The following is an 18789-nucleotide window of genomic DNA, read 5'->3' as shown; positions in this document are numbered from 1 at the left end:
GGTTCAACTCGCCCTGCTTCTTTCCGAACTGGTCTCCGGAAGTCGTTGCTGGCCAGCGGCGACGCGGGATAGCTTCGCCCTGTAGTACCCGTCATGTACCTGCAGAATCGTGGTGCGGGCCATGCGCCCGCGCCCGCCTTTTCGCGCGTACGTATTTGTTGTCCGTCCCTGCTACGCGCTTGCCCGGCGACCATCCTTGTCCGGGCGGGCTGCGCTTCCGGATGATGTGGAGAACCCATGGCCCATCTGCGCTCCCGACGTCGGCTCGCTCTCGCGGTGCCGGTCGTGCTGTCTCTGACCGCCTCCCTCGGCTTCCTGCCTGTGGCCGCGTCGGCCGCCGAGCCGACCGTCTCCGCGGCCCCGGCGGCGGACGATCCGAACCTCGCGTATGTCGTCAACACCAAGAGCACCGACCGTCACACGATCGGGGCCGTGACGAAGGCGATCTCCAAGGCCGGCGGCACCGTCGTGATCACGTACGGCAAGCTCGGTGTGATCGTCGTCCACTCGGCGAATCCCTCCTTCGGGGCGCAGATCCGCGCGGCGCACGGGGTGAGGTCCGCAGGGGCCACCCGGACCACACCGCTGGTCGCCGCCGGGACGACCGACGAGGGCGCCGCGGACTATCTGACGGCCGCGGAGGCTGCCAAGGTCGAGGCCGCGTCGGTGAAGACCCCCGACAGCGAGCCCCTCGAAGCCGACCAGTGGGACCTGCGGTCGATCGGCGCCGACAAGGCAGCGAAGATCAACCCGGGCAGCCGCAACGTCACCGTCGCCGTGATCGACACCGGCGTCGACGACACCCACCCCGACCTCGCCCCGAACTTCTCCGCGGCCCAGTCGGCGAACTGCGTCGGCGGCGTCGCGGACACCAGCCCCGGAGCGTGGCGCCCGTACAAGGCCGAGGACTACCACGGCACGCATGTGGCCGGTGAGATAGCCGCCGCCCGCAACGGCATCGGCGTGGCGGGCGTCGCGCCCGGTGTGATGGTCTCCGGCATCAAGGTGAGCGACCCGAACAACGGGCTCTTCTACCCGGAGAGCGTCGTCTGCGCCTTCGTGTTCGCCGCCGACCACGGCGTCGAGATCACGAACAACAGTTACTACGTTGATCCGTGGCTGTACAACTGCATGGACGACCCCGACCAGCGGGCCATTGTTGACGCGGTCAACAGGGCCCAGCTGTACGCACAGAGGAAGGGCACACTCAACCTGGCGTCGGCGGGCAACTCCAGCCACGACCTGGCCTCCGACGCGATCGTCGACGACACCAGCCCCGACGACTCGCCGCCGGTCCCGCGCACGATCGACCCGCACGAGTGCTTCGACGTACCGACCATGCTCCCGGGCGTCGTCACGGTGAGCGCCACGGGCGTCGACAACGTCAAGTCGTACTACTCCACCTACGGCGACGGCGTCATCGACATCGCGGCCCCCGGCGGCGACCGCAAGTACCAGATACCGGACACGCCGTCGAAGAACGGCCGCATCCTGTCGACCATGCCGAACGGTGAGTACGGCTTCCTTCAGGGCACCTCGATGGCCTCGCCGCACGCCGCGGGCGTCGCCGCGCTGCTGAAGTCGAAGCACCCGTGGGCGACCCCGGCCCAGCTGCAGGCACTGCTCAAGGTCCAGGCGAACAACCCCGGCTGTCCCGTGTCGTACGACCAGGACGGTGACGGCACGCAGGACGCGGTGTGCGAGGGCGGCAAACGGGTCAACGGATTCTTCGGGTTCGGGATCGTCGACGCGCTGCGCGCGGTCAAGTGATCCGCACGTTCTCCGAACTTTTCGCACGGTCCGCACGTCCCACGAACGAACGAACTGGAGAGCCTGTATGACAGCGCCTCGCTCACGCTCCCGTCGCGCCATGGCGATACCCGTCGGCATGGTCATGGCGTCGGCGTTCGCCTTCCTGCCGAACATCCAGGCCGTCGCGGCCGACGCCGAGGTCACCACCGGTGCCGCCGCCGTCGCGGCCGACGCGCCCTCGCTGAGCTATGTCGTCAACGTGTTCCCGGGGTTCGGCCCCTCCGCGTACGTGAAGAAGGCCATCACCAAGGCCGGCGGCACGATCGTCATGTCGTACGACCGGATCGGGGTGGTCGTCGTCCACTCCGCGAACCCCGACTTCGCCAAGATCATCCGCAAGGTGCCCGGCGTGCAGTCGGCCGGCAACACACGCAACGCGCCGCTGCCCGCGCAGTCGACCACCGACGAGGGCGCCCCGAAGGTGCTCTCCGCGGCGGAGATGGCGAGCGCCACCGCCGACGCCACCGCGGCCCAGGACCCGCTGGAGCCGTTGCAGTGGGACCTGCCCGCCATCAAGGCGGACAAGGCGCACGAGAAGACGCTCGGCAGCCGCAAGGTCACCGTCGCCGTGATCGACACCGGCGTCGACGACACCCACCCCGACATCGCGCCGAACTTCGACCGCGCCGCCTCCGTCAACTGCGTGACGGGCAAGCCCGACACGACCGACGGGGCCTGGCGGCCGACCACGGGCGAGAGCCCGCACGGCACGCACGTGGCCGGTGAGATCGCCGCCGCCAAGAACGGTGTCGGTGTCACGGGCGTCGCGCCGGGCGTGAAGGTGTCCGGCATCAAGGTGTCGACCACGGCCGGGTTCTTCTACACGGAGGCCGTCGTCTGCGGCTTCGTGTGGGCGGCCGAGCACGGCGTCGACGTCACGAACAACAGCTACTACACCGACCCGTGGTACTTCAACTGCAAGAGCGACCCGGACCAGAAGGCCCTGGTCGACGCCATCACCCGGGCCTCGCGGTACGCGGAGCACAAGGGTGTCGTCAACGTCGCCGCGGCCGGCAACGAGAACTACGACCTCGCGGCCGACGAGATCACCGACCCGGTCTCCCCCAACGACGCGACGCCCTCGGACCGGGTCGTCGACCCGTCCAAGTGCTACGACATCCCGACCCAGCTCCCGGGCGTGGTGACGGTCTCCTCGACCGGCGCCAAGGGCATCAAGTCGTCCTTCTCCAACCACGGCCTGGGCGTCATCGACATCGCCGCCCCCGGCGGCGACTCGACCCGGCTCCAGACCCCGGCCCCGCCGGCCACCAGCGGTCTCATCCTCGGCCCGCTGCCCGGCGGCACCTGGGGCTACATGGCCGGTACGTCGATGGCGACCCCGCATGTCGCGGGCGTGGCCGCCCTGATCAAGTCGACGCACCCGCACGCCCCGGCCGCCCTGGTGAAGGCGCTCCTGTACGCCGAGGCGGACGCCACGCCGTGCGGGGACCCCTACGACATCGACGGCGACGGCAAGGTCGACGCGGTGTGCGAGGGCCCGAAGAACTACAACGGCTTCTACGGCCACGGCATCGCGGACGCCCTGGACGCGGTGACGAATTGACGCCCTCTCCTGCCCGAGGGCAGGAGATTCCGGTCCGCACCGCTACGCGGTACCACCTCGGGTTCCTGCTTCACTGGCCCTTGCCGGTCTCCGGGGAGCTCGGTCTTACAGGGGGCCTCCACAGGCGTCACTTCCCGCCCGTCCGGCGGTAGATCCGACAACTTCGTCGTCGGATGAGGCGATCTCAGCCATGCCGCTGCGGCCCTCCGGGCCGCAATGGACAGGGGTGCCCTTCACCTCCACCCGGAAGGATGGAGCACTGAGCAAGTGTTCGGTAGCTCCTCCTTAGGTAGGGATCTTCTTTCGGTGGGCCGGGCAGTTCACGCTGCCCGGCCCATCGTGTTGATCCAGTACATATGTTGATACCCAGTGCGGGAAAAGCGGCATTGGGGTGGACTTGATACGACCGACTGACGGGGCGTCCGGCGAGGACGGCACCGCGAGAACACCTGACGGCCGACGCCCCGCCACCGCACGGGCCGTCGCCGCGCTCGTGCTGGTGGCCCTGGCCGCGCTGATACCGCTGCTCGGACCGTCCGTCACGCTGGACGGCACCGGGGAGGCCGCCGCGCCCGGCGTGGACGGGATCGGTCTGCTGCGGGCCCTGCTGTTCGGCGCGCTGTGCGTTCCGGTGGGCGAGCTGTTCGTGCGCCGGCTGGCCGACAGGCTGCCCGGCGCGCGGCCGGAGCGGGCGCGCTCCTGGGGGCCGTACGCGGCCGGTGTCGGTTTCGTCGCCGCGTTGGGGCTCGCCTCGGTGGTGGCGACCGGCAACCTCGTACCGCACAGCCTGGCCGCGATCGATGTCGGCGGCCTGTACGCGTCCCGTGACGGCAAGCTCGCCCTGCTGGAGGTCAACGGGTTCGCCGCGGCGGGCCTGTGCGCTCTCTCGGCCCGCCCGGCCACGCAGATCTGGCCGTTGGCCGCGGTGGCCGTCGCGGAGGCGCTGCGGGCCCATCCGGCGCCGGAGCTCGATCCGCTGACCGGCTCGGCGCTGACCTTCGTCCATCTCACGTGCGCGGCGCTGTGGGTGGGCGGACTGCTGTACGTACTGCGGACGTTGTCCCTCTGGGGGGCGGCCCGTGACGCGGGCGTGGCGTTGTTGGGTCTCTACGCGCGCGTGGCGGCCGTTCTGCTCGCCCTGATCACCGCGACCGGCATCTGGAGCACCCTGCGCCGGATGCCGCCGGACACGGTCCTGGACCAGCTGGCGTCGACGGCGTACGGCCGCACGCTGCTCGCCAAGGTGATCCTGGTGGCCGCCGTCGCCGTACTCGCCCTGTGGGCGCGGCTGCGGCTGCGCCGGGCGGCCGACCCGCTGACGGCCTGCTCCCCCGCGCGCGCGGAGGTCGTCGCGCTGGGGCTGGTGGTCGCGGTGTCAGGTCTGCTCACGGTGTTGCCGATGCCGATCCGCTGGACCTGACGGACCGACGAACGGCGACTCGCACGGCGGCTCTGGCCGCGCCTTCGGCCGGCGACCACTGTGCGGCGAGGTACGTAAGCAGGTTCCGCCGGGCACGCGCGCGTGGGGCGCGGCTCCCGTCAATGTACGTCCTCAAGTTGTACGGCCTGAAGAGGCGACCCGCGCGCTCACGCCAACTGTCCGACGTCTTGATGTCGTTGACGATCGCGACGTACTCATGAGTGGCGACCTTGACCGGGTTGAACGTGTGGAACGGCCAGCCGGTCAGTGTGGTGCAGGGCTGCGGTCCACCACGGGACGGGGACGCGGAGCGGGGTCAGGTGGTGGGTGCGCGACGGACTGTCAGTCGCGGCCCGTATTCTCTGGGACCATGCTCGAAGACCTGACGCCCACGCCGTCCCCCGCCCCGTGGCCGACCGCATATCCCCAGGGATACGCGGTCGTTGACGTCGAGACGACCGGTCTGTCCCGGGATGACCGGATAATCTCCGCCGCCGTCTACCGGCTCGACGCGCGCGGCGAGGTCGAGGACCACTGGTACACAACGGTCAATCCGGAACGGGATCCTGGGCCGGTGTGGATCCACGGGCTGACGAGCGACGCCCTCGAGGGCGCGCCCCTCTTCGCCGACATCGCCGAGGAGTTCGCGTCCCGGCTCGCCGACCGTGTCCTCGTCGCGCACAACGCCGTCTTCGACTGGTCGATGATCGCCCGGGAGTACGCGCGCGCGGAGCGCGAGGCGCCGGTGCGGCAGCGGCTGTGCACCATCGCCCTGTCCAAGGAACTGGGGCTGCCGCTGCCCAACCACAAGCTGGAGACACTCGCCGCGCACTACGGGGTCGTCCAGCAGCGGGCCCACCACGCGCTGGACGACGCGCGCGTGCTCGCCGAGGCGTTCCGGCCCAGCCTGCACGCGGCGGCCCGGGGAGGCGTACGGCTGCCGCTGCTGGAGTGCCGGCCGCTGACGGAGTGGTCGGGGTCCGTGGCGACGAGCGGCTCGGCGCGCCCGCAGATCGGGCGGCAGGCGTCCGGGGGCTACGGGGGCTATCAGCCGACCAGTTGGCGGGCGTCACGCAAGCGGCCCGCGTGCCCGTACCCCAACCCGGGGCGGTACGAGGACGGCAAGCCGCTCATGCAGGGCATGCGGGTGGCGTTCTCGGGGGACACCTCGGTCGAGCGCGATCTGCTGGAGGACCGGGCCGTCGAGGCGGGCCTGCATGTGGCGACGAGCCTGTCCCGGCTGACCAGCCTGCTCGTCACCAACGACCCCGACTCCATGACCTCGAAGGTCGTCAAGGCCCGCCAGTTCGACACGCCGGTCGTCGACGAGGCGGCCTTCGGGCAGCTGCTGCGGGACGTGGCACCCGCGGCGCGGGGATGACCGTACGGACGGGTGATTGCCGTACGACTCGCCCGGCGCCGTCTCGCTCGCACGGCACCGACGGCCCACCCTGTGGCGCATGGCGACCTGTGAAGTATGCGGCAACAGTTACGGCATGACCTTCGAGGTGCACGCGCAGGGTGCGGTGCACGTCTTCGACTGTTTCTCCTGCGCGATCCACCGCATGGCACCCATCTGCGAGCACTGCCGGGTCCAGATCATCGGGCAGGGCGTGGAGGCCGAGGGCCACTGGTACTGCGGGGCGCACTGCGCCCGCGCGGAGGGAAAGGTGGGGATCATCGACAGGGTCTGAGCTTGCGCTATGTCCCCGCCCCCCCGGCCCGTGAGCGTTCTTGGATGCTCTCGGGCCGTTCGACGGCCTGGCCGGGAAGTGGGGTCACAGGCTGTGGGCGACGGGGTGCAGCGGTTCGTACAGCGGGAGTTCGGCGCCGCTGGGGAGTCGGATCGCCGTGAGTCTGCCCCAGCGCTGTCCGCTGACCGGGCGGGTGATCTCGACGCCCTTGGCGCGGAACTCGGCGAGCTGGGAGTCGAGGTCGTCGCACATCAAGTAGAACTCGTGCTGGGGCGGGCCATCGGTCGGGTGCACGGCGACTTCGGCCGGGGGCAGCTTGAAGACGAGCCAGCCGCCGCCCGCGTCGACGCCGGGAAAGTCGAGGACGTCCCGGATGAAGGCACGGTCCGCCTCGGCGTCCTGGCTGTAGAGGATGACATGCGCACCGCTGATCATGGCTGGCTCCTGCCCATCGACGTGCCGGCGGTCGTGTGCCCGGCATCCTGGCATGGATCCCTCATCGAAGTGTCGGAGCGCTTCACTTGATCACTCGAGTTGCAGTGGCACCTCGGCTGACGGGCCGGCCCCCGGTCCCACCCCCCTGAAAGCACCCCACGGGCGAGTTGTACCGTCAGTGGGGTGTACCGCTTCCTCTTGTCCCGGCAGTGGGTGATCCTCACGCTGGTCGCCCTCCTCCTCATCCCCACGATGATCAGGCTGGGCATCTGGCAGATGCACCGCTACGAAGAGCGCACCGCCCGCAACCAGCTCGTCGCCGACGCGCTGTCCGCCGAGCCGGTGCCCGTGGAGAAGCTGACCTCGCCCGGACACACCGTCACCACCGGCGAGCGATACCACACCGTCAGCGCGAAGGGCCGCTTCGACACCGACCGCGAGGTCGTCGTCCGCCGCCGCACCAACTCCGACGACGAGGTCGGCTACCACGTCCTGACCCCCTTCGTCCTGGACGACGGCAAGGTCCTGCTGGTCAACCGGGGCTGGATCCCCGCGGACGGTCCGAGCCAGACCGCGTTCCCCGCGATCCCGGCGCCCCCCAAGGGCGAGATCACCGTCTCCGGGCGGCTGATGCCCGCCGAGACGACCGCGGCGAGCGGCATCAAGGACCTCAAGGGGCTGCCGGACCGGCAGGTCATGCTGATCAACAGCGAGCAGGAGGCCCGGCGGCTCGGGGCCGAGGTGCTCGGCGGCTACATCGTGCTGACGACGCCCGCACCGAAGGGCGACGCCCCGGAGCCGCTGGGCAAGCCCGGCAACGAGAACGCCGCCCTGAACTACGCCTACGCCATCCAGTGGTGGCTGTTCTCCGCCGGCGTTCCCCTGGGCTGGGTGATCCTCGTGCGCCGGGAACGCCGGGACCGGGCGGAGGCCGAGGCGGCGGCGCGTGAAGCGCGGGACACGGCCGACGCCGAGCCCGCCGCCGTGTGACCCACCCCCGTTCGGCGTGACCGGCCGTGTGACCCAACCGGAGATCTCGGCGTGTGACAGGACGGCTTCGCCCGAATGCCGAGGCCCCACACCGGGAACCCGCCCTAAGTGCACCCCCACCAGAATCACCGCATCCCCCGTATCGAGGACTACGCCCTCGTCGGCGACCACCAGACCGCCGCGCTCGTCGGCATGGACGGCAGCGTCGACTGGCTCTGTCTGCCCCGCTTCGACTCGGCCGCCTGTTTCGCGGCCCTGCTCGGCGACGAGAGCAACGGGCACTGGCGGATCGCCCCCGAAGGCGCCGACCGCTGCGTCCGGCGCGCCTACCGGCCCGGCACCCTCGTCCTCGACACCGAGTGGGAGACCGAGGACGGCGCGGTACGTGTCACCGACCTGATGCCGCAGCGCGACCGCGCCCCCGATCTCGTACGGATCGTCGAAGGCGTACGCGGCGAGGTCACCGTCCGCAGCACCCTGCGGCTGCGCTTCGACTACGGGGCGATCGTGCCCTGGATGCGCCGGGCGAACGGACACCGGGTGGCCGTCGCTGGGCCGGACGCCGTGTGGCTGCGCACCGACGACGGAGTGCGCACCTGGGGCCGGGACTTCAGCACGTACTCGGAGGTCACCGTCGCCGAGGGCGAGCGGGTCGCGTTCGTGTTGACCTGGCATCCCTCGCAGGAACCGCACCCGCCGTTCGTCGACCCGTACGAGGCGCTGGAGACGGCCGTCTCGGACTGGAAGGACTGGTCGGCGCGCTGTACGTACGACGGACCGCACCGGGACGCCGTCGTGCGGTCGCTGATCACCCTCAAGGCGCTGACGTACGCGCCGACCGGCGGCATCGTGGCCGCCCCCACCACCTCGCTCCCCGAGGAACTGGGCGGCGTACGCAACTGGGACTACCGGTACTGCTGGCTGCGCGACTCCACACTCACCCTGAACGCGCTGCTGTCGGCGGGATATCACGAGGAGGCCGAGTCCTGGCGTGACTGGCTGCTGCGGGCGGTGGCCGGCGATCCGGCGGACCTCCAGATCATGTACGGGCTCGCCGGTGAGCGCCGGCTGCCCGAGTTCGAGCTGGACTGGCTGCCCGGATTCGGCGGCTCGACCCCGGTGCGGATCGGCAACGCGGCCGTACGGCAGCTCCAGCTCGACGTGTACGGCGAGGTGATCGACTCGCTGGCGCTGGCCCGGCGTTCGGGGCTGCCGTCGAAGCCGCACATGTGGCGGGTGCAGTGCGCGCTCATGGAGTTCCTGAAGACGGCGTGGCGCCTGCCCGACGAGGGGCTGTGGGAGGTGCGCGGCCCCCGCCGGCACTTCGTGCACTCGAAGGTGATGGCCTGGGTGGCCGCCGACCGCGCGGTGCGTCAGCTCGAGCTCAACCCGAAGCTGAACGGCGGCGACCTGGAGGGCTGGCGGGCCATGCGCGACGAGGTGCACCAGGAGGTGTGCGAACGCGGCTACGACCCGCAGCGCAACACGTTCACGCAGTTCTACGGCTCCCGCGAACTCGACGCCGCCGTGCTGCTCCTGCCCCGCGTCGGCTTCCTGCCGCCGGACGACCCGAGGATCGTCGGCACCATCGACGCGATCAGGGACGAGCTGGGGCACGGTGGATTCGTCCGCCGCTACAGCACGGACGGTCCCGTGGTCGACGGACTGCCAGGTGACGAAGGGGTGTTCCTGGCCTGCTCGTTCTGGCTGGCGGACGCCCTGCACATGATCGGGCGTACGGACGAGGCCCGCGCCCTGTTCGAGCGTCTGGTCGGCCTCACCAACGACGTGGGGCTGCTGGCGGAGGAGTACGACCCGGTCGGCGACCGTCAGCTCGGCAACTTCCCCCAGGCGTTCAGCCACATCGGCCTCGTCAACACCGCCCTCGCCCTGTACGGCGAGGACCAGGCAGGATAGGGACCATGGATCTTGGACTGAAGGACCGGGTGTACGTCGTCACCGGAGCCACCCGCGGCCTGGGCAACGCCGCCGCGCGCGAGCTCGTCGCCGACGGCGCGAAGGTGGTCATCACGGGGCGGGACGAGAAGACGGTCACGGAGGCGGCGGCAGCCCTCGGCCCGGGGGCGGTGGGTGTGGCCGCGGACAACTCCGATCCGGAGGTCGCGCAGCGGCTCGTCGCGGCGGCCCGCGAACACTTCGGGCGCTTCGACGGCATCCTCGTCAGCGTGGGCGGGCCGGCGCCCGGGTTCGTCGCGGACAACACGGACGAGCAGTGGCTGGCCGCGTTCGAATCGGTGTTCCTGGGGGCGGTACGGCTGGCCCGTACGGCGGTGGCGGAGCTGCAGGCGGGCGGGGTCGTCGGATTCGTGCTCTCCGGCTCGGTGCACGAGCCGATTCCGGGGCTGACGATCTCCAACGGCCTGCGGCCGGGGCTCGCCGGGTTCGCCAAGTCCCTCGCGGACGAGGTGGGGCCGCGCGGGATCCGGGTGGTGGGGTTGTTGCCGGCGCGCATCGACACGGATCGCGTGCGCGAGCTGGACGGGTTGTCGGCCGACCCGGCGGCGACCCGGGTCGCCAATGAGTCGCGGATTCCGTTGCGGCGGTATGGGCGGCCGGAGGAGTTCGGGCGTACGGCGGCGTTTCTGCTGTCGCCCGCTGCGAGCTATCTGACGGGGGTCATGGTGCCTGTCGACGGGGGGATGAGGCATGGGTTCTGAGCAGCGTTTTTGACTGCGGGTCCGTGGGGGCTTGTTGACCTGGCCCCCTGATTGCTAGTTGACCCTTTCCGCGCTGTGCTTGACCGCCCTCAGATCCACCTCTGCCGGGAGGGACTTGAGGCCTGCCGAGTCGCGGGCGTTCGTCAACGCCTCCGCCGTCAGGCGGCGTACCGCTTCCTCCGGGGCCGCGTGGGGCTGGAGGAGGAGTTGGACTCGGGCCTCCGGGGACGTGCGGCGGCCCGTCAGTGTCACGTGGGCTCGTTCCACGCCCTCCAGACGGGCCGCCTCTCCCGCGACGGCGTTCTCCATGGCCCGGCCGCGCAGCAGGGCTCCCTCGCCGTCGCCCGTGTCGACCAGGACCTCGGTGAGGCGGCGTCGGCGGAGTACCGCGGCCAGCCACCACAGGGACAGCAGGACCAGGGCGGCCAGGACCGCGAGGACGGTCGGCCACCACCAGCCGGCGTCCCGGTAGTGGGTGCGTTCGGCGTCGCTCAGCAGTACGTCGTGGCGGTCGTCGTGGATCCACCACGTCGGCCATCGGCCACCGAGGCCCACGGCCAGTACCGAGCCGCCGACGACGATCAGGGCCAGGCCGATGAGACCGAGCAGTACGCGGTTGACGATGCGCTGCATCCGTCCTCACCCCTTCCGGCCGGGCCGGACGACACGCACCGACAGGGCGGGCGGCCTGGACAGCCCGAGGCTCCTGATCGCGCCGGCGAGCACATCGTCCAGGTCTGCCCGTACGTCGTCGAGTTCGCGGAAGTGGGAGACGGCGCGAACGTCAGCCCTGCCGCGGGTCATGCGGACCCGGACCGACTGGACGCCGGACACCTCGACGGCCCAGTCGCGCAGCACCATCGCGGCGGCGGCCCGGTGCAGGCCCGGCCGGACGTCGGTGTGGGGGCGCCGCATCGGCAGGACCCCGCGCAGACCGGGCGTCACGGCGAGGACAAGCAGCCAGGCGCCGAGGGCCACGGTGACGCCGGCGCCGACCAGGACCCAGGTGTCGTCGAGGGGACGCTCCGCCAGTTGCCGGGCCAGCGATTTCCGCCAGTTCATGGCCTCGCGGTGGGCTCGTACCGCGGTGATGTCGTAGAGGAAGGCGCCCGCGACGACAAGCAGCATCAGCGCGAGGAGGCCCGCGGGGACCCGGCGCGCCGACCAGAAGCGGCCGTTCTTCTCCTGCCCGTCACTGAGGGTGGGCAGGGCGTCGTAGGCGGCGGTGGACGAGGACTGCCCCGCTCCGGTGGTGGTGTCGGCCGTGGCGTAGTCCGGTTTCTCCAGTACGGGCAGCCGCCGGGTGTTCTCGTACCCGTCCGAGCCCTCTGAGCCCTGGGGCTCGCTCATCGCGTCCTCCCCTGTGCCTTGCCTGGTGCCGCACCGTGCGGCGGTGCCAGGTGCAGCCGCTCGATCTCGACGGCGACCTCCGGCACGTCCATTCCCGCCAGGGCGTGTACCCGCGAAGCGACCCGATGACGCACCGTCGCGCACTGGCCCCCGATATCGGACGGGTACGGGAGTTCGAGGCTCACGCGGACGCGGGCCCGATCGTGGTGGACGACGACCGTGGCGTGTGGCGGTACCGCGTCCGGGGGCAGTTCGGCCAGCGCCTCGCGGGCCGCCTGGGAGGCGATCTTCACGAGGACCCGGTCGGCGATCCGGGTGGCGCCGCGTTCACCCGGCGGCACGGTCGTCGTGGCCCTGCCAGGCGTACGGATCTGCTCCGGCGGCCCCTCACCGGGCTGCTCCTCGGTCACGGGACGTCACCGCCGTCGGTTGTCGCGGGTGCGGAAGAAGTCGCCCGGATCCAGGTCGCCCTCCAGGAACCGGCCGATCACGAAGCCGAGGGCGCCCAGGGCGGCCACCAGTAGAAACGCACCGAAGCCACCGAAGTACCCGGCGAATCCCAGCGCCATTCCGGCGATCATGCCGATGACGGCGATGCTCATGCTGCCCTGCCTTCCCGGTACCTTGCCGATACCCCGTATCTCCTATTGCAGGCGGGGCTCGGGTTCCTCTTCCTCTTCGTCGGGCAGCTTGACGTCCGTCACCGCGATGTTGACCTCGACGACCTCCAGGCCGGTCATGCGTTCCACGGCCGCGACGACGTTCTCGCGGACGGCGCGGGCGACCTCGCCGATCGAGACGCCGTACTCGATGACGATCTCCAGGTCGAGGGCCGTCTGCACCTCACCGACCTCGGCCTTCACCCCACGGGTGGCGGATTTCGAGGCGCCGCCGGGCACCCGGTCGCGGACCGCGCCGAAGGTCCGCGAGAAACCGCTGCCCATGGTGTGCACGCCGAGGACGTCACGGGCGGCGAGCCCGGCGATCTTCTCGACGACTCCGTCCGCGATCGTGGTGCGCCCCCGGTCGGCCGGGTCACCGCCGCCGCGCCTGGTGACGTTCGGCTTACGGAGCTGGGTGGACCGCGGGTCCTCGCCCTCGCTCCCGGGCTGCACCGGCTGGCTCTGCCGGGTCATGTCGCTCATCGCCGCACATCCCTTCCGGTCGTCCCCCACGACCCACAGTAGGCGGGGTCGGCCGGACGCGCGCCGGGGAAGTGGCAGGCAGGCGACGCGCCGGCCGCGCCACTCGTCGGAGGTGCGCTCCCGGCCACGCGGACACGTGTGCGAGGCCGCTGCCGGTGGGCAACGGCCCCGCACAGGTGAGGAGGGAGCCGGTCAGTCGCCGATGCCCGCCAGATCGCGCAGTCGGCGGGCCTGGGCCGCGCGCTCGGCGGTGCGCTGTTCGTCGTACGTCCGGCCCTGGACGCCGCGCAGCAGCGCCTTCGTCTCGACGAGGGCGTCACGGGGCGCCGCGAGCAGCGCGGCCGACAGTTCGCGTACGGCGTCGTCGAGTCGCTCGGCCGGTACGGCGATGTTGGCGAGACCCGTGTTCACGGCCTCCTCGGCCTGGACGAAGCGGCCGGTGGCGCAGATCTCCAGCGCGCGGGCGTAGCCGACCAGCCCGACGAGCGGATGGGTGCCCGTCAGGTCGGGGACGAGGCCCAGGCTGGTCTCGCGCATGGCGAACTGCACGTCGTCGGCGACGACGCGGAGGTCACAGGCCAGGGCGAGCTGGAAGCCCGCGCCGACGGCATGCCCCTGGACGGCGGCGATGGACACGACATCGCTGCGCCGCCACCAGGTGAAGCCCTCCTGGTACGCGGCGATGGTCGCGTCCAGCGTGGCGTCGTCACTGCGCGCGAGCTCGATGAACGACGGCTCGCCGTCGAACCCCTCGGGCGTGAACGCCTGCCGGTCGAGCCCGGCCGAGAACGACTGGCCCTCGGCGCGCAGCACGACGACACGCACGGTGCCCGGCAGCAGCCGGCCCGCCTCGGCCAGCGCCCGCCACAGAGCGGGGCTCTGCGCGTTGCGCTTGGCCGGGTTGGTCAGCGTCACCGTGGCGACCGCGTCGTCGACGGTGAGCCGTACGCCGTCCTTGTCGAGTACGGAAACTTCGGGACCTTGGCCAACAACGTCATGGTCGAGCGAAGCCATGGGGCGCCTCCGATGAGTGCGGTCGGATCAGGTGCGTGCCCCATGCGGGACGCACCTAAGTGACTGCACAGTAACCACCCAGCCGGTCAGTTGACCGACCGGGTGGTCACCATCGAAGCCGACGAGTCGCCGGGAGTCAGGCCGAAGCGGCCTTCTTGCCCCTGGTCGCCCCGCCCCGTCCACGGAGCGTGACGCCCGACTCGCTGAGCATCCGGTGTACGAAGCCATACGAGCGACCGGTTTCTTCGGCCAGCGCTCGAATGCTCGCACCGGAGTCGTACTTCTTCTTCAGGTCTGCCGCGAGCTTGTCGCGCGCGGCGCCGGTTACCCGGCTGCCCTTCTTCAGAGTCTCGGCCACCCGTGCCTCCTCGTGGGAAGTGCGCTCTGGTCCTCTCATGATCACCCCTCAAGCGCCTCATGGCCACCCATTCGGCAAGGTCCGTAAGACAAGGTTTTGACGACAGGAGCTCATCCCCACAAGCGGAATGTGTAACTCCGTAGTCGGCTGTCCGTACGGCCGAACGAGTTGTTCTGCGAAATGCCTGGTCAGGAACGCGCGACGGCCGGGCCCTGATCGATGAAGGGCCCGGCCGTGAAATGGATGTAGGACACACCTCGGTATGAGGAGATCTCACACAGATGATGGATCACGGATCGGCCGAATGATCCATAGCGAGTGGATCAGCGATTCGATCACGTGACCGCGACCGTCAGGCGAGGGCCACCAGGTCCGCGTAGTCGGCTCCCCACAGGTCCTCGACACCGTCCGGCAGCAGGATGATCCGCTCCGGCTGGAGCGCCTCGACGGCGCCCTCGTCGTGGGTGACGAGGACGACGGCGCCCTTGTATGTGCGCAGCGCGCCGAGGATCTCCTCGCGGCTGGCCGGGTCGAGGTTGTTCGTCGGCTCGTCGAGGAGCAGCACGTTCGCGGAGGAGACCACGAGGGTCGCGAGCGCGAGGCGGGTCTTCTCGCCACCGGAGAGGACGCCGGCGGGCTTGTCGACGTCGTCGCCGGAGAACAGGAACGAACCGAGCGTCTTACGGACCTCGACGAGGTCGAGGTCAGGGTTGGCGGAGCGCATGTTCTCGAGGACCGTGCGCTCGGGGTCGAGGGTCTCGTGCTCCTGCGCGTAGTAGCCGAGCTTGAGCCCGTGGCCCTCGATGACCTCGCCGGTGTCGGGCTTCTCGGCGCCGCCGAGAAGGCGCAGGAGGGTCGTCTTGCCCGCTCCGTTCAGACCGAGGATGACGACGCGCGAGCCCTTGTCGATGGCCAGGTCGACATCGGTGAAGATCTCCAGCGATCCGTACGACTTCGACAGTCCCTCGGCCATCAGCGGGGTCTTGCCGCAGGCCGCGGGCTCCGGGAAGCGCAGCTTGGCGACCTTGTCGGAGACCCGGACCGCGTCGAGCCCGGCGAGCAGCCGGTCCGCGCGCTTGGCCATGTTCTGCGCGGCGACCGTCTTGGTGGCCTTGGCGCGCATCTTGTCGGCCTGCGCGTTCAGCGCGGCGGCCTTCTTCTCCGCGTTCTGGCGCTCGCGCTTGCGGCGCTTCTCGTCGGCCTCGCGCTGCTGCTGGTAGAGCTTCCAGCCCATGTTGTAGACGTCGATCTGGGCGCGGTTGGCGTCCAGGTAGAACACCTTGTTGACGACCGTCTCGACCAGGTCGACATCGTGGGAGATCACGATGAAGCCGCCGCGGTAGGACTTCAGGTAGTCGCGCAGCCAGACGATGGAGTCCGCGTCGAGGTGGTTGGTCGGCTCGTCGAGCAGCAGGGTGTCCGCGTCCGAGAACAGGATGCGGGCCAGCTCGATACGGCGGCGCTGACCACCGGAGAGCGTGTGCAGGGGCTGGCCGAGCACCCGGTCGGGCAGGTTGAGCGCGGCGGCGATGGTGGCGGCCTCGGCCTCCGCGGAGTAGCCGCCCTTGGTGAGGAACTCCGTCTCCTGGCGCTCGTACTGCCGCATGGCCTTCTCGCGGGTGGCGCCCGATCCGTTGGCGATGCGCTGCTCGTTCTCGCGCATCTTGCGGATCAGGGAGTCCAGGCCGCGCGCGGAGAGGATGCGGTCGCTCGCCAGCACGTCGAGGTCACCGGTGCGGGGGTCCTGGGGGAGGTAGCCGACCTCGCCGGAGCGGGCGACCTGGCCTGCGGCGGGGACGCCCTCGCCCGCGAGGACCTTGGTGAGGGTCGTCTTGCCGGCGCCGTTACGGCCGACCAGGCCGATGCGGTCGCCCTTGGTGATACGGAAGGTGGCGGACTCGATGAGGACACGGGCGCCGGCGCGCAGCTCGATACCGGAGGCGGAGATCACGGACAAGACTCCAGGGCGGGGAGGTTGGCGGGGTGGGCGGCTGAGGACGTTCCCGCCGTCTAATGCGCGAGGAGAATGGCCATGGGCCAAGTCTAACGGGGTCGTGCAAGCACTTTTCCTGCGTGCAGGTGTTCGAGAGAGGGCTCCCCGGTCGGACCGTCCTCCGGCGCCGCAGCTCAGAGGGGGCTTTGTCAGTGGTCGGTGCCAGACTGGGCGCAGGCCATTTCTTTTTGCGGTCTGCCGGTCTCCCGGCAGCGGGCCCCGAGGGAGTGATGGGTATGGCAGGCACCGGCGGCGGGCGTCCCAGCATCTGTCCGACGCTGCTGTACGCGGACGCGAAAGCGGCGATCCGGCAGCTCACGGAGGCGTTCGGCTTCACCGAGGTGTCGGTGTACGAGGGGGAGGACGGCCTGGTGCTGCACGCCGAGCTGGTGCAGGGCAACGGCGCGGTGATGCTCGGCTCGAAAGGCCGGGGCGGCGTCTTCGACACGGCGATGAAGGACGCGGGCCCGTGCGGGGTGTACGTCGTCGTGGACGACGTCGACGCACACCACCAGCAGGCGCTGGAGCACGGCGCGGACATCCTGATGCCCCCGACGGACCAGGACTACGGTTCGCGCGACTACATGGCACGCGACGCCGAGGGCAACATCTGGAGCTTCGGCACATACTCGCCCGAGATACAGGTCTGACCCCCCGGCTGACCTGGCCTTCTCCGGCCGCCCGGCCAGTCCGGCCGGGCCTAGTTGCCTCCGGTGTGGACCTGGAAGGCGGCCCGGCGTACGGCCTTGGCCAGGGCCGGGTCGGGGTGGGCGGCGGCGAGGGCGACCAGGACCTGGACGGTGCGGGGGTGACCGACCGCGCGCACCTCGTCGAGGAGCGCGGGGATGGTGGGCTGCACCGCGGACTCCAGATGGCGCACGAGCAGCGGCGCCTCGCCGTGGTCGGCGACGGCCGCGGCGGTGTCCACCCACATCCAGGTGGCCTCCTCGCGGGTGAGCACCTCGTGGGCGTCCTCCGGGTCGATCCCGTCGTGCTCGGCCAGCCACAGCAGGGCGTAGGGGCGCAGCGGGGTCTTCTCCACCACGGCGCGCACATCGGGCTCGGCGGGGCCGCCGACCACGCGGAGCGCCTCGAAGGCGAGCCCCCGCAGCAGGGCGTCCTCGCCCCGGGCGGCGTCGAGGAGTTCGGCGACGGCGCTGCCGACGGGGCGGGCGGCGAGCCAGGCCCGGTACTCGGCGCGGGCCGCGTTGGGACGCAGCTGGGAGCAGCCGCGCAGCATGTCCTCGGCGTTCTGCTCGATGTTGCCGGCCGGGCTCTGCGCGGCGACGCAGATCTGCTCCAGCTTGACCCACACCGCCCAGCTGCCGAGCGGGGTGAGCGTGGCGTGGCCGTCGCCGTAGGTGAGGGCGCCGACGGAGGCCAGGGCGTGCAGGGCCCAGTCGAGGAGGGGGGCGAGCGGGGTGTCGGCGACGGCGGTGGCCTCCGGCTGCTGCGGCAGCGGCTCGGGCTGGGGGCCGTAGGGGATCTCGCAGCGTTCGGTGCGCAGTTCCGTGACCCGCTGTTCCAGCAGGTCCAGGAGCTGCTCCATGGGGACGGGCCCCGCGGACAGCTGGAGGAAGGAGAGCACCTGGGGCATCGCGGAGACGACTTCCGCGACGGCGGCGGGCTCGTGGTCCGCGGCCTCGGGGTGGGCGATGGACCAGGCGTCGAAGAGGGCGACCCAGCCGCGAAGTACGGCGCTGTCGTCGCGGTTCCAGGCGCGCAGGCGCCAGCCGGGGCGCGCGATGTCGCCGTGCACCTCGACCAGGCCGGCGAGCCGGGCGGTGTCCCAGTCGTGGCGGACCTGATCCGGGGTCAGCCCCAGTTCGGCGGCCGCGCGTTCGGCGGTGGCGTCGGACAGGGCGCCCCTGCCGTCGGAGGACCCGCCGTCATGGCCGGGCCTGAGTGAGGGGTCTGCCCAGCGGGCGACACGGGCCGCGCCGGCCAGACCGGAGCGGGCCATTCTGGCCAGTTCCGCCGGGGCGGGTGTGCCCTCGGGCGGACGGGGGGCGGGGCGGCGCGAGCGCCGCTGGTTCATCGCTCGTGGGGCGGCGGCCAGGGGTCGCGGGCGGACGAGTCGAAGCCTGGAGTCGCGCGGGATACGGGACGTCACGGGTGCAGTCTTCCGGTTGACGGTCCGAAAACCCAAACGGAATGTCACGGCGGGCCACAGGGCTGGCCAAGGGAGGGGTGTCAGGCGGGGGCCCAGGGGGGTGTTCAAGCCAGTGGTCCAGCCTTAAACGGAACGAGGTTCGTCAAGGGGCGACGCATGGGATATGGGGTGCGGACCTGGCGTTTCGCCGGACGGACAGTCGGCGGGTCGCCACAACCGGTGG

General features: G+C 71.0%; 19 protein-coding genes and 1 pseudogene. 9 read left to right on the top strand and 11 right to left on the bottom strand.

Going from position 1 to position 18789, the window contains the following annotated elements; genetic code table 11:
* The first annotated feature begins 237 nt into the window (after positions 1-237).
* The 3 genes from ADL01_RS24445 (at position 238) to ADL01_RS24435 (ending at position 4796) form a co-directional block, all read left to right on the top strand.
* Entirely contained in the window at positions 238-1770 is a 1533-nt protein-coding gene (locus ADL01_RS24445; protein ID WP_053744165.1) for a S8 family peptidase, read from the top strand.
* Between the two features lie 67 nt (positions 1771-1837).
* The gene (locus ADL01_RS24440) at positions 1838-3376 is read left to right on the top strand and encodes a S8 family peptidase (protein WP_199834919.1); all 1539 of its coding nucleotides are present in this window, start codon (positions 1838-1840) and stop codon (positions 3374-3376) included.
* 391 nt (positions 3377-3767) lie between these two features.
* Positions 3768-4796 carry a CopD family protein gene (locus ADL01_RS24435; RefSeq protein ID WP_053744164.1) on the top strand — a complete coding sequence of 343 codons (1029 nt, stop codon included), beginning with the start codon at positions 3768-3770 and terminating at the stop codon, positions 4794-4796.
* Here the strand turns inward: ADL01_RS24435 and ADL01_RS46530 are convergent.
* Positions 4762-5046: pseudogene (locus ADL01_RS46530) on the bottom strand (hypothetical protein); the annotation flags it as partial. The gene ADL01_RS24435 and the pseudogene ADL01_RS46530 sit on opposite strands and share 35 nt — an antisense overlap.
* A gap of 120 nt (positions 5047-5166) precedes the next feature.
* Here ADL01_RS46530 and ADL01_RS24430 point away from each other — a divergent pair.
* Positions 5167-6177 (top strand): DEDDh family exonuclease, encoded by a 1011-nt coding sequence (locus ADL01_RS24430; protein WP_053744163.1) that lies wholly within the window; start codon positions 5167-5169, stop codon positions 6175-6177.
* A 79-nt stretch (positions 6178-6256) separates the two neighbouring features.
* Positions 6257-6490: a hypothetical protein gene (locus ADL01_RS24425; RefSeq protein ID WP_053744200.1), complete on the top strand. Its 234-nt coding sequence runs from the start codon at positions 6257-6259 to the stop codon at positions 6488-6490.
* Between the two features lie 84 nt (positions 6491-6574).
* On the opposite strand, the gene ADL01_RS24420 is transcribed toward ADL01_RS24425, so the two are convergent.
* Positions 6575-6925, bottom strand: a complete 351-nt coding sequence (locus ADL01_RS24420) for a VOC family protein (RefSeq protein ID WP_053744162.1) — start codon at positions 6923-6925, stop codon at positions 6575-6577.
* 183 nt (positions 6926-7108) lie between these two features.
* Between ADL01_RS24420 and ADL01_RS24415 the strand changes: the two genes are divergently transcribed.
* The 3 genes from ADL01_RS24415 (at position 7109) to ADL01_RS24405 (ending at position 10593) form a co-directional block, all read left to right on the top strand.
* On the top strand, positions 7109-7915 hold the full coding sequence (locus tag ADL01_RS24415) for an SURF1 family protein (RefSeq protein WP_053744161.1): 807 nt from the start codon (positions 7109-7111) through the stop codon (positions 7913-7915).
* Positions 7916-8023: 108 nt separating this feature from the next.
* Positions 8024-9832: a glycoside hydrolase family 15 protein gene (locus ADL01_RS24410; protein WP_199834918.1), complete on the top strand. Its 1809-nt coding sequence runs from the start codon at positions 8024-8026 to the stop codon at positions 9830-9832.
* A 5-nt stretch (positions 9833-9837) separates the two neighbouring features.
* The gene (locus tag ADL01_RS24405) at positions 9838-10593 is read left to right on the top strand and encodes an SDR family oxidoreductase (protein WP_053744160.1); all 756 of its coding nucleotides are present in this window, start codon (positions 9838-9840) and stop codon (positions 10591-10593) included.
* Between the two features lie 54 nt (positions 10594-10647).
* Here ADL01_RS24405 and amaP read toward each other — a convergent pair whose 3' ends face one another.
* From amaP to ADL01_RS24365, 8 genes are all read right to left on the bottom strand, one after another.
* Entirely contained in the window at positions 10648-11226 is a 579-nt protein-coding gene (amaP, locus tag ADL01_RS24400) for an alkaline shock response membrane anchor protein AmaP (protein ID WP_053744159.1), read from the bottom strand.
* Positions 11227-11232: 6 nt separating this feature from the next.
* Positions 11233-11943 (bottom strand): DUF6286 domain-containing protein, encoded by a 711-nt coding sequence (locus ADL01_RS24395; RefSeq protein WP_053744158.1) that lies wholly within the window; start codon positions 11941-11943, stop codon positions 11233-11235.
* Positions 11940-12353, bottom strand: a complete 414-nt coding sequence (locus tag ADL01_RS24390) for an Asp23/Gls24 family envelope stress response protein (RefSeq protein WP_078960732.1) — start codon at positions 12351-12353, stop codon at positions 11940-11942. Before ADL01_RS24390 ends, ADL01_RS24395 begins: the two co-directional genes overlap by 4 nt.
* Positions 12354-12359: 6 nt before the next feature.
* Positions 12360-12545, bottom strand: coding sequence for a hypothetical protein (locus ADL01_RS24385; protein WP_053744157.1), 186 nt, complete (start codon positions 12543-12545; stop codon positions 12360-12362).
* Between the two features lie 42 nt (positions 12546-12587).
* Entirely contained in the window at positions 12588-13088 is a 501-nt protein-coding gene (locus ADL01_RS24380; protein WP_053744156.1) for an Asp23/Gls24 family envelope stress response protein, read from the bottom strand.
* A 192-nt stretch (positions 13089-13280) separates the two neighbouring features.
* The gene (locus ADL01_RS24375; protein ID WP_053744155.1) at positions 13281-14102 is read right to left on the bottom strand and encodes an enoyl-CoA hydratase/isomerase family protein; all 822 of its coding nucleotides are present in this window, start codon (positions 14100-14102) and stop codon (positions 13281-13283) included.
* 136 nt (positions 14103-14238) lie between these two features.
* Entirely contained in the window at positions 14239-14460 is a 222-nt protein-coding gene (locus ADL01_RS24370; RefSeq protein ID WP_006123601.1) for a helix-turn-helix domain-containing protein, read from the bottom strand.
* Positions 14461-14812: 352 nt separating this feature from the next.
* On the bottom strand, positions 14813-16411 hold the full coding sequence (locus ADL01_RS24365) for an ABC-F family ATP-binding cassette domain-containing protein (protein WP_053744154.1): 1599 nt from the start codon (positions 16409-16411) through the stop codon (positions 14813-14815).
* A gap of 278 nt (positions 16412-16689) precedes the next feature.
* Here ADL01_RS24365 and ADL01_RS24360 point away from each other — a divergent pair, with 278 nt between their 5' ends.
* Positions 16690-17103 carry a VOC family protein gene (locus ADL01_RS24360; protein ID WP_053744153.1) on the top strand — a complete coding sequence of 138 codons (414 nt, stop codon included), beginning with the start codon at positions 16690-16692 and terminating at the stop codon, positions 17101-17103.
* A 50-nt stretch (positions 17104-17153) separates the two neighbouring features.
* Here the strand turns inward: ADL01_RS24360 and ADL01_RS24355 are convergent, their stop codons facing one another.
* Positions 17154-18566 (bottom strand): hypothetical protein, encoded by a 1413-nt coding sequence (locus tag ADL01_RS24355; RefSeq protein ID WP_078960731.1) that lies wholly within the window; start codon positions 18564-18566, stop codon positions 17154-17156.
* Positions 18567-18789: the final 223 nt, after the last annotated feature.

Origin of the sequence: Streptomyces sp. NRRL WC-3618 (assembly GCF_001280005.1) — a bacterium.
In the GTDB taxonomy this organism is placed as follows: Bacteria; Actinomycetota; Actinomycetes; order Streptomycetales; family Streptomycetaceae; genus Streptomyces.
The sequence above is the reverse complement of the archived record's forward strand: the minus strand, read 5'-3'. Positions and strand labels throughout refer to the sequence as shown.

Excerpts from the sequence above, each read along its gene's own strand:
- ADL01_RS24445 (WP_053744165.1), top strand. The coding sequence starts at position 238 with ATGGCCCATCTGCGCTCCCGACGTCGGCTCGCTCTCGCGGTGCCGGTC.
- ADL01_RS24440 (WP_199834919.1), top strand. The coding sequence starts at position 1,838 with ATGACAGCGCCTCGCTCACGCTCCCGTCGCGCCATGGCGATACCCGTC.
- ADL01_RS24430 (WP_053744163.1), top strand. The coding sequence starts at position 5,167 with ATGCTCGAAGACCTGACGCCCACGCCGTCCCCCGCCCCGTGGCCGACC.
- ADL01_RS24425 (WP_053744200.1), top strand. The coding sequence starts at position 6,257 with ATGGCGACCTGTGAAGTATGCGGCAACAGTTACGGCATGACCTTCGAG.
- ADL01_RS24420 (WP_053744162.1), bottom strand. The coding sequence starts at position 6,925 with ATGATCAGCGGTGCGCATGTCATCCTCTACAGCCAGGACGCCGAGGCG.
- ADL01_RS24405 (WP_053744160.1), top strand. The coding sequence starts at position 9,838 with ATGGATCTTGGACTGAAGGACCGGGTGTACGTCGTCACCGGAGCCACC.
- amaP (WP_053744159.1), bottom strand. The coding sequence starts at position 11,226 with ATGCAGCGCATCGTCAACCGCGTACTGCTCGGTCTCATCGGCCTGGCC.
- ADL01_RS24395 (WP_053744158.1), bottom strand. The coding sequence starts at position 11,943 with ATGAGCGAGCCCCAGGGCTCAGAGGGCTCGGACGGGTACGAGAACACC.
- ADL01_RS24385 (WP_053744157.1), bottom strand. The coding sequence starts at position 12,545 with ATGAGCATCGCCGTCATCGGCATGATCGCCGGAATGGCGCTGGGATTC.
- ADL01_RS24380 (WP_053744156.1), bottom strand. The coding sequence starts at position 13,088 with ATGAGCGACATGACCCGGCAGAGCCAGCCGGTGCAGCCCGGGAGCGAG.
- ADL01_RS24375 (WP_053744155.1), bottom strand. The coding sequence starts at position 14,102 with ATGGCTTCGCTCGACCATGACGTTGTTGGCCAAGGTCCCGAAGTTTCC.
- ADL01_RS24360 (WP_053744153.1), top strand. The coding sequence starts at position 16,690 with ATGGCAGGCACCGGCGGCGGGCGTCCCAGCATCTGTCCGACGCTGCTG.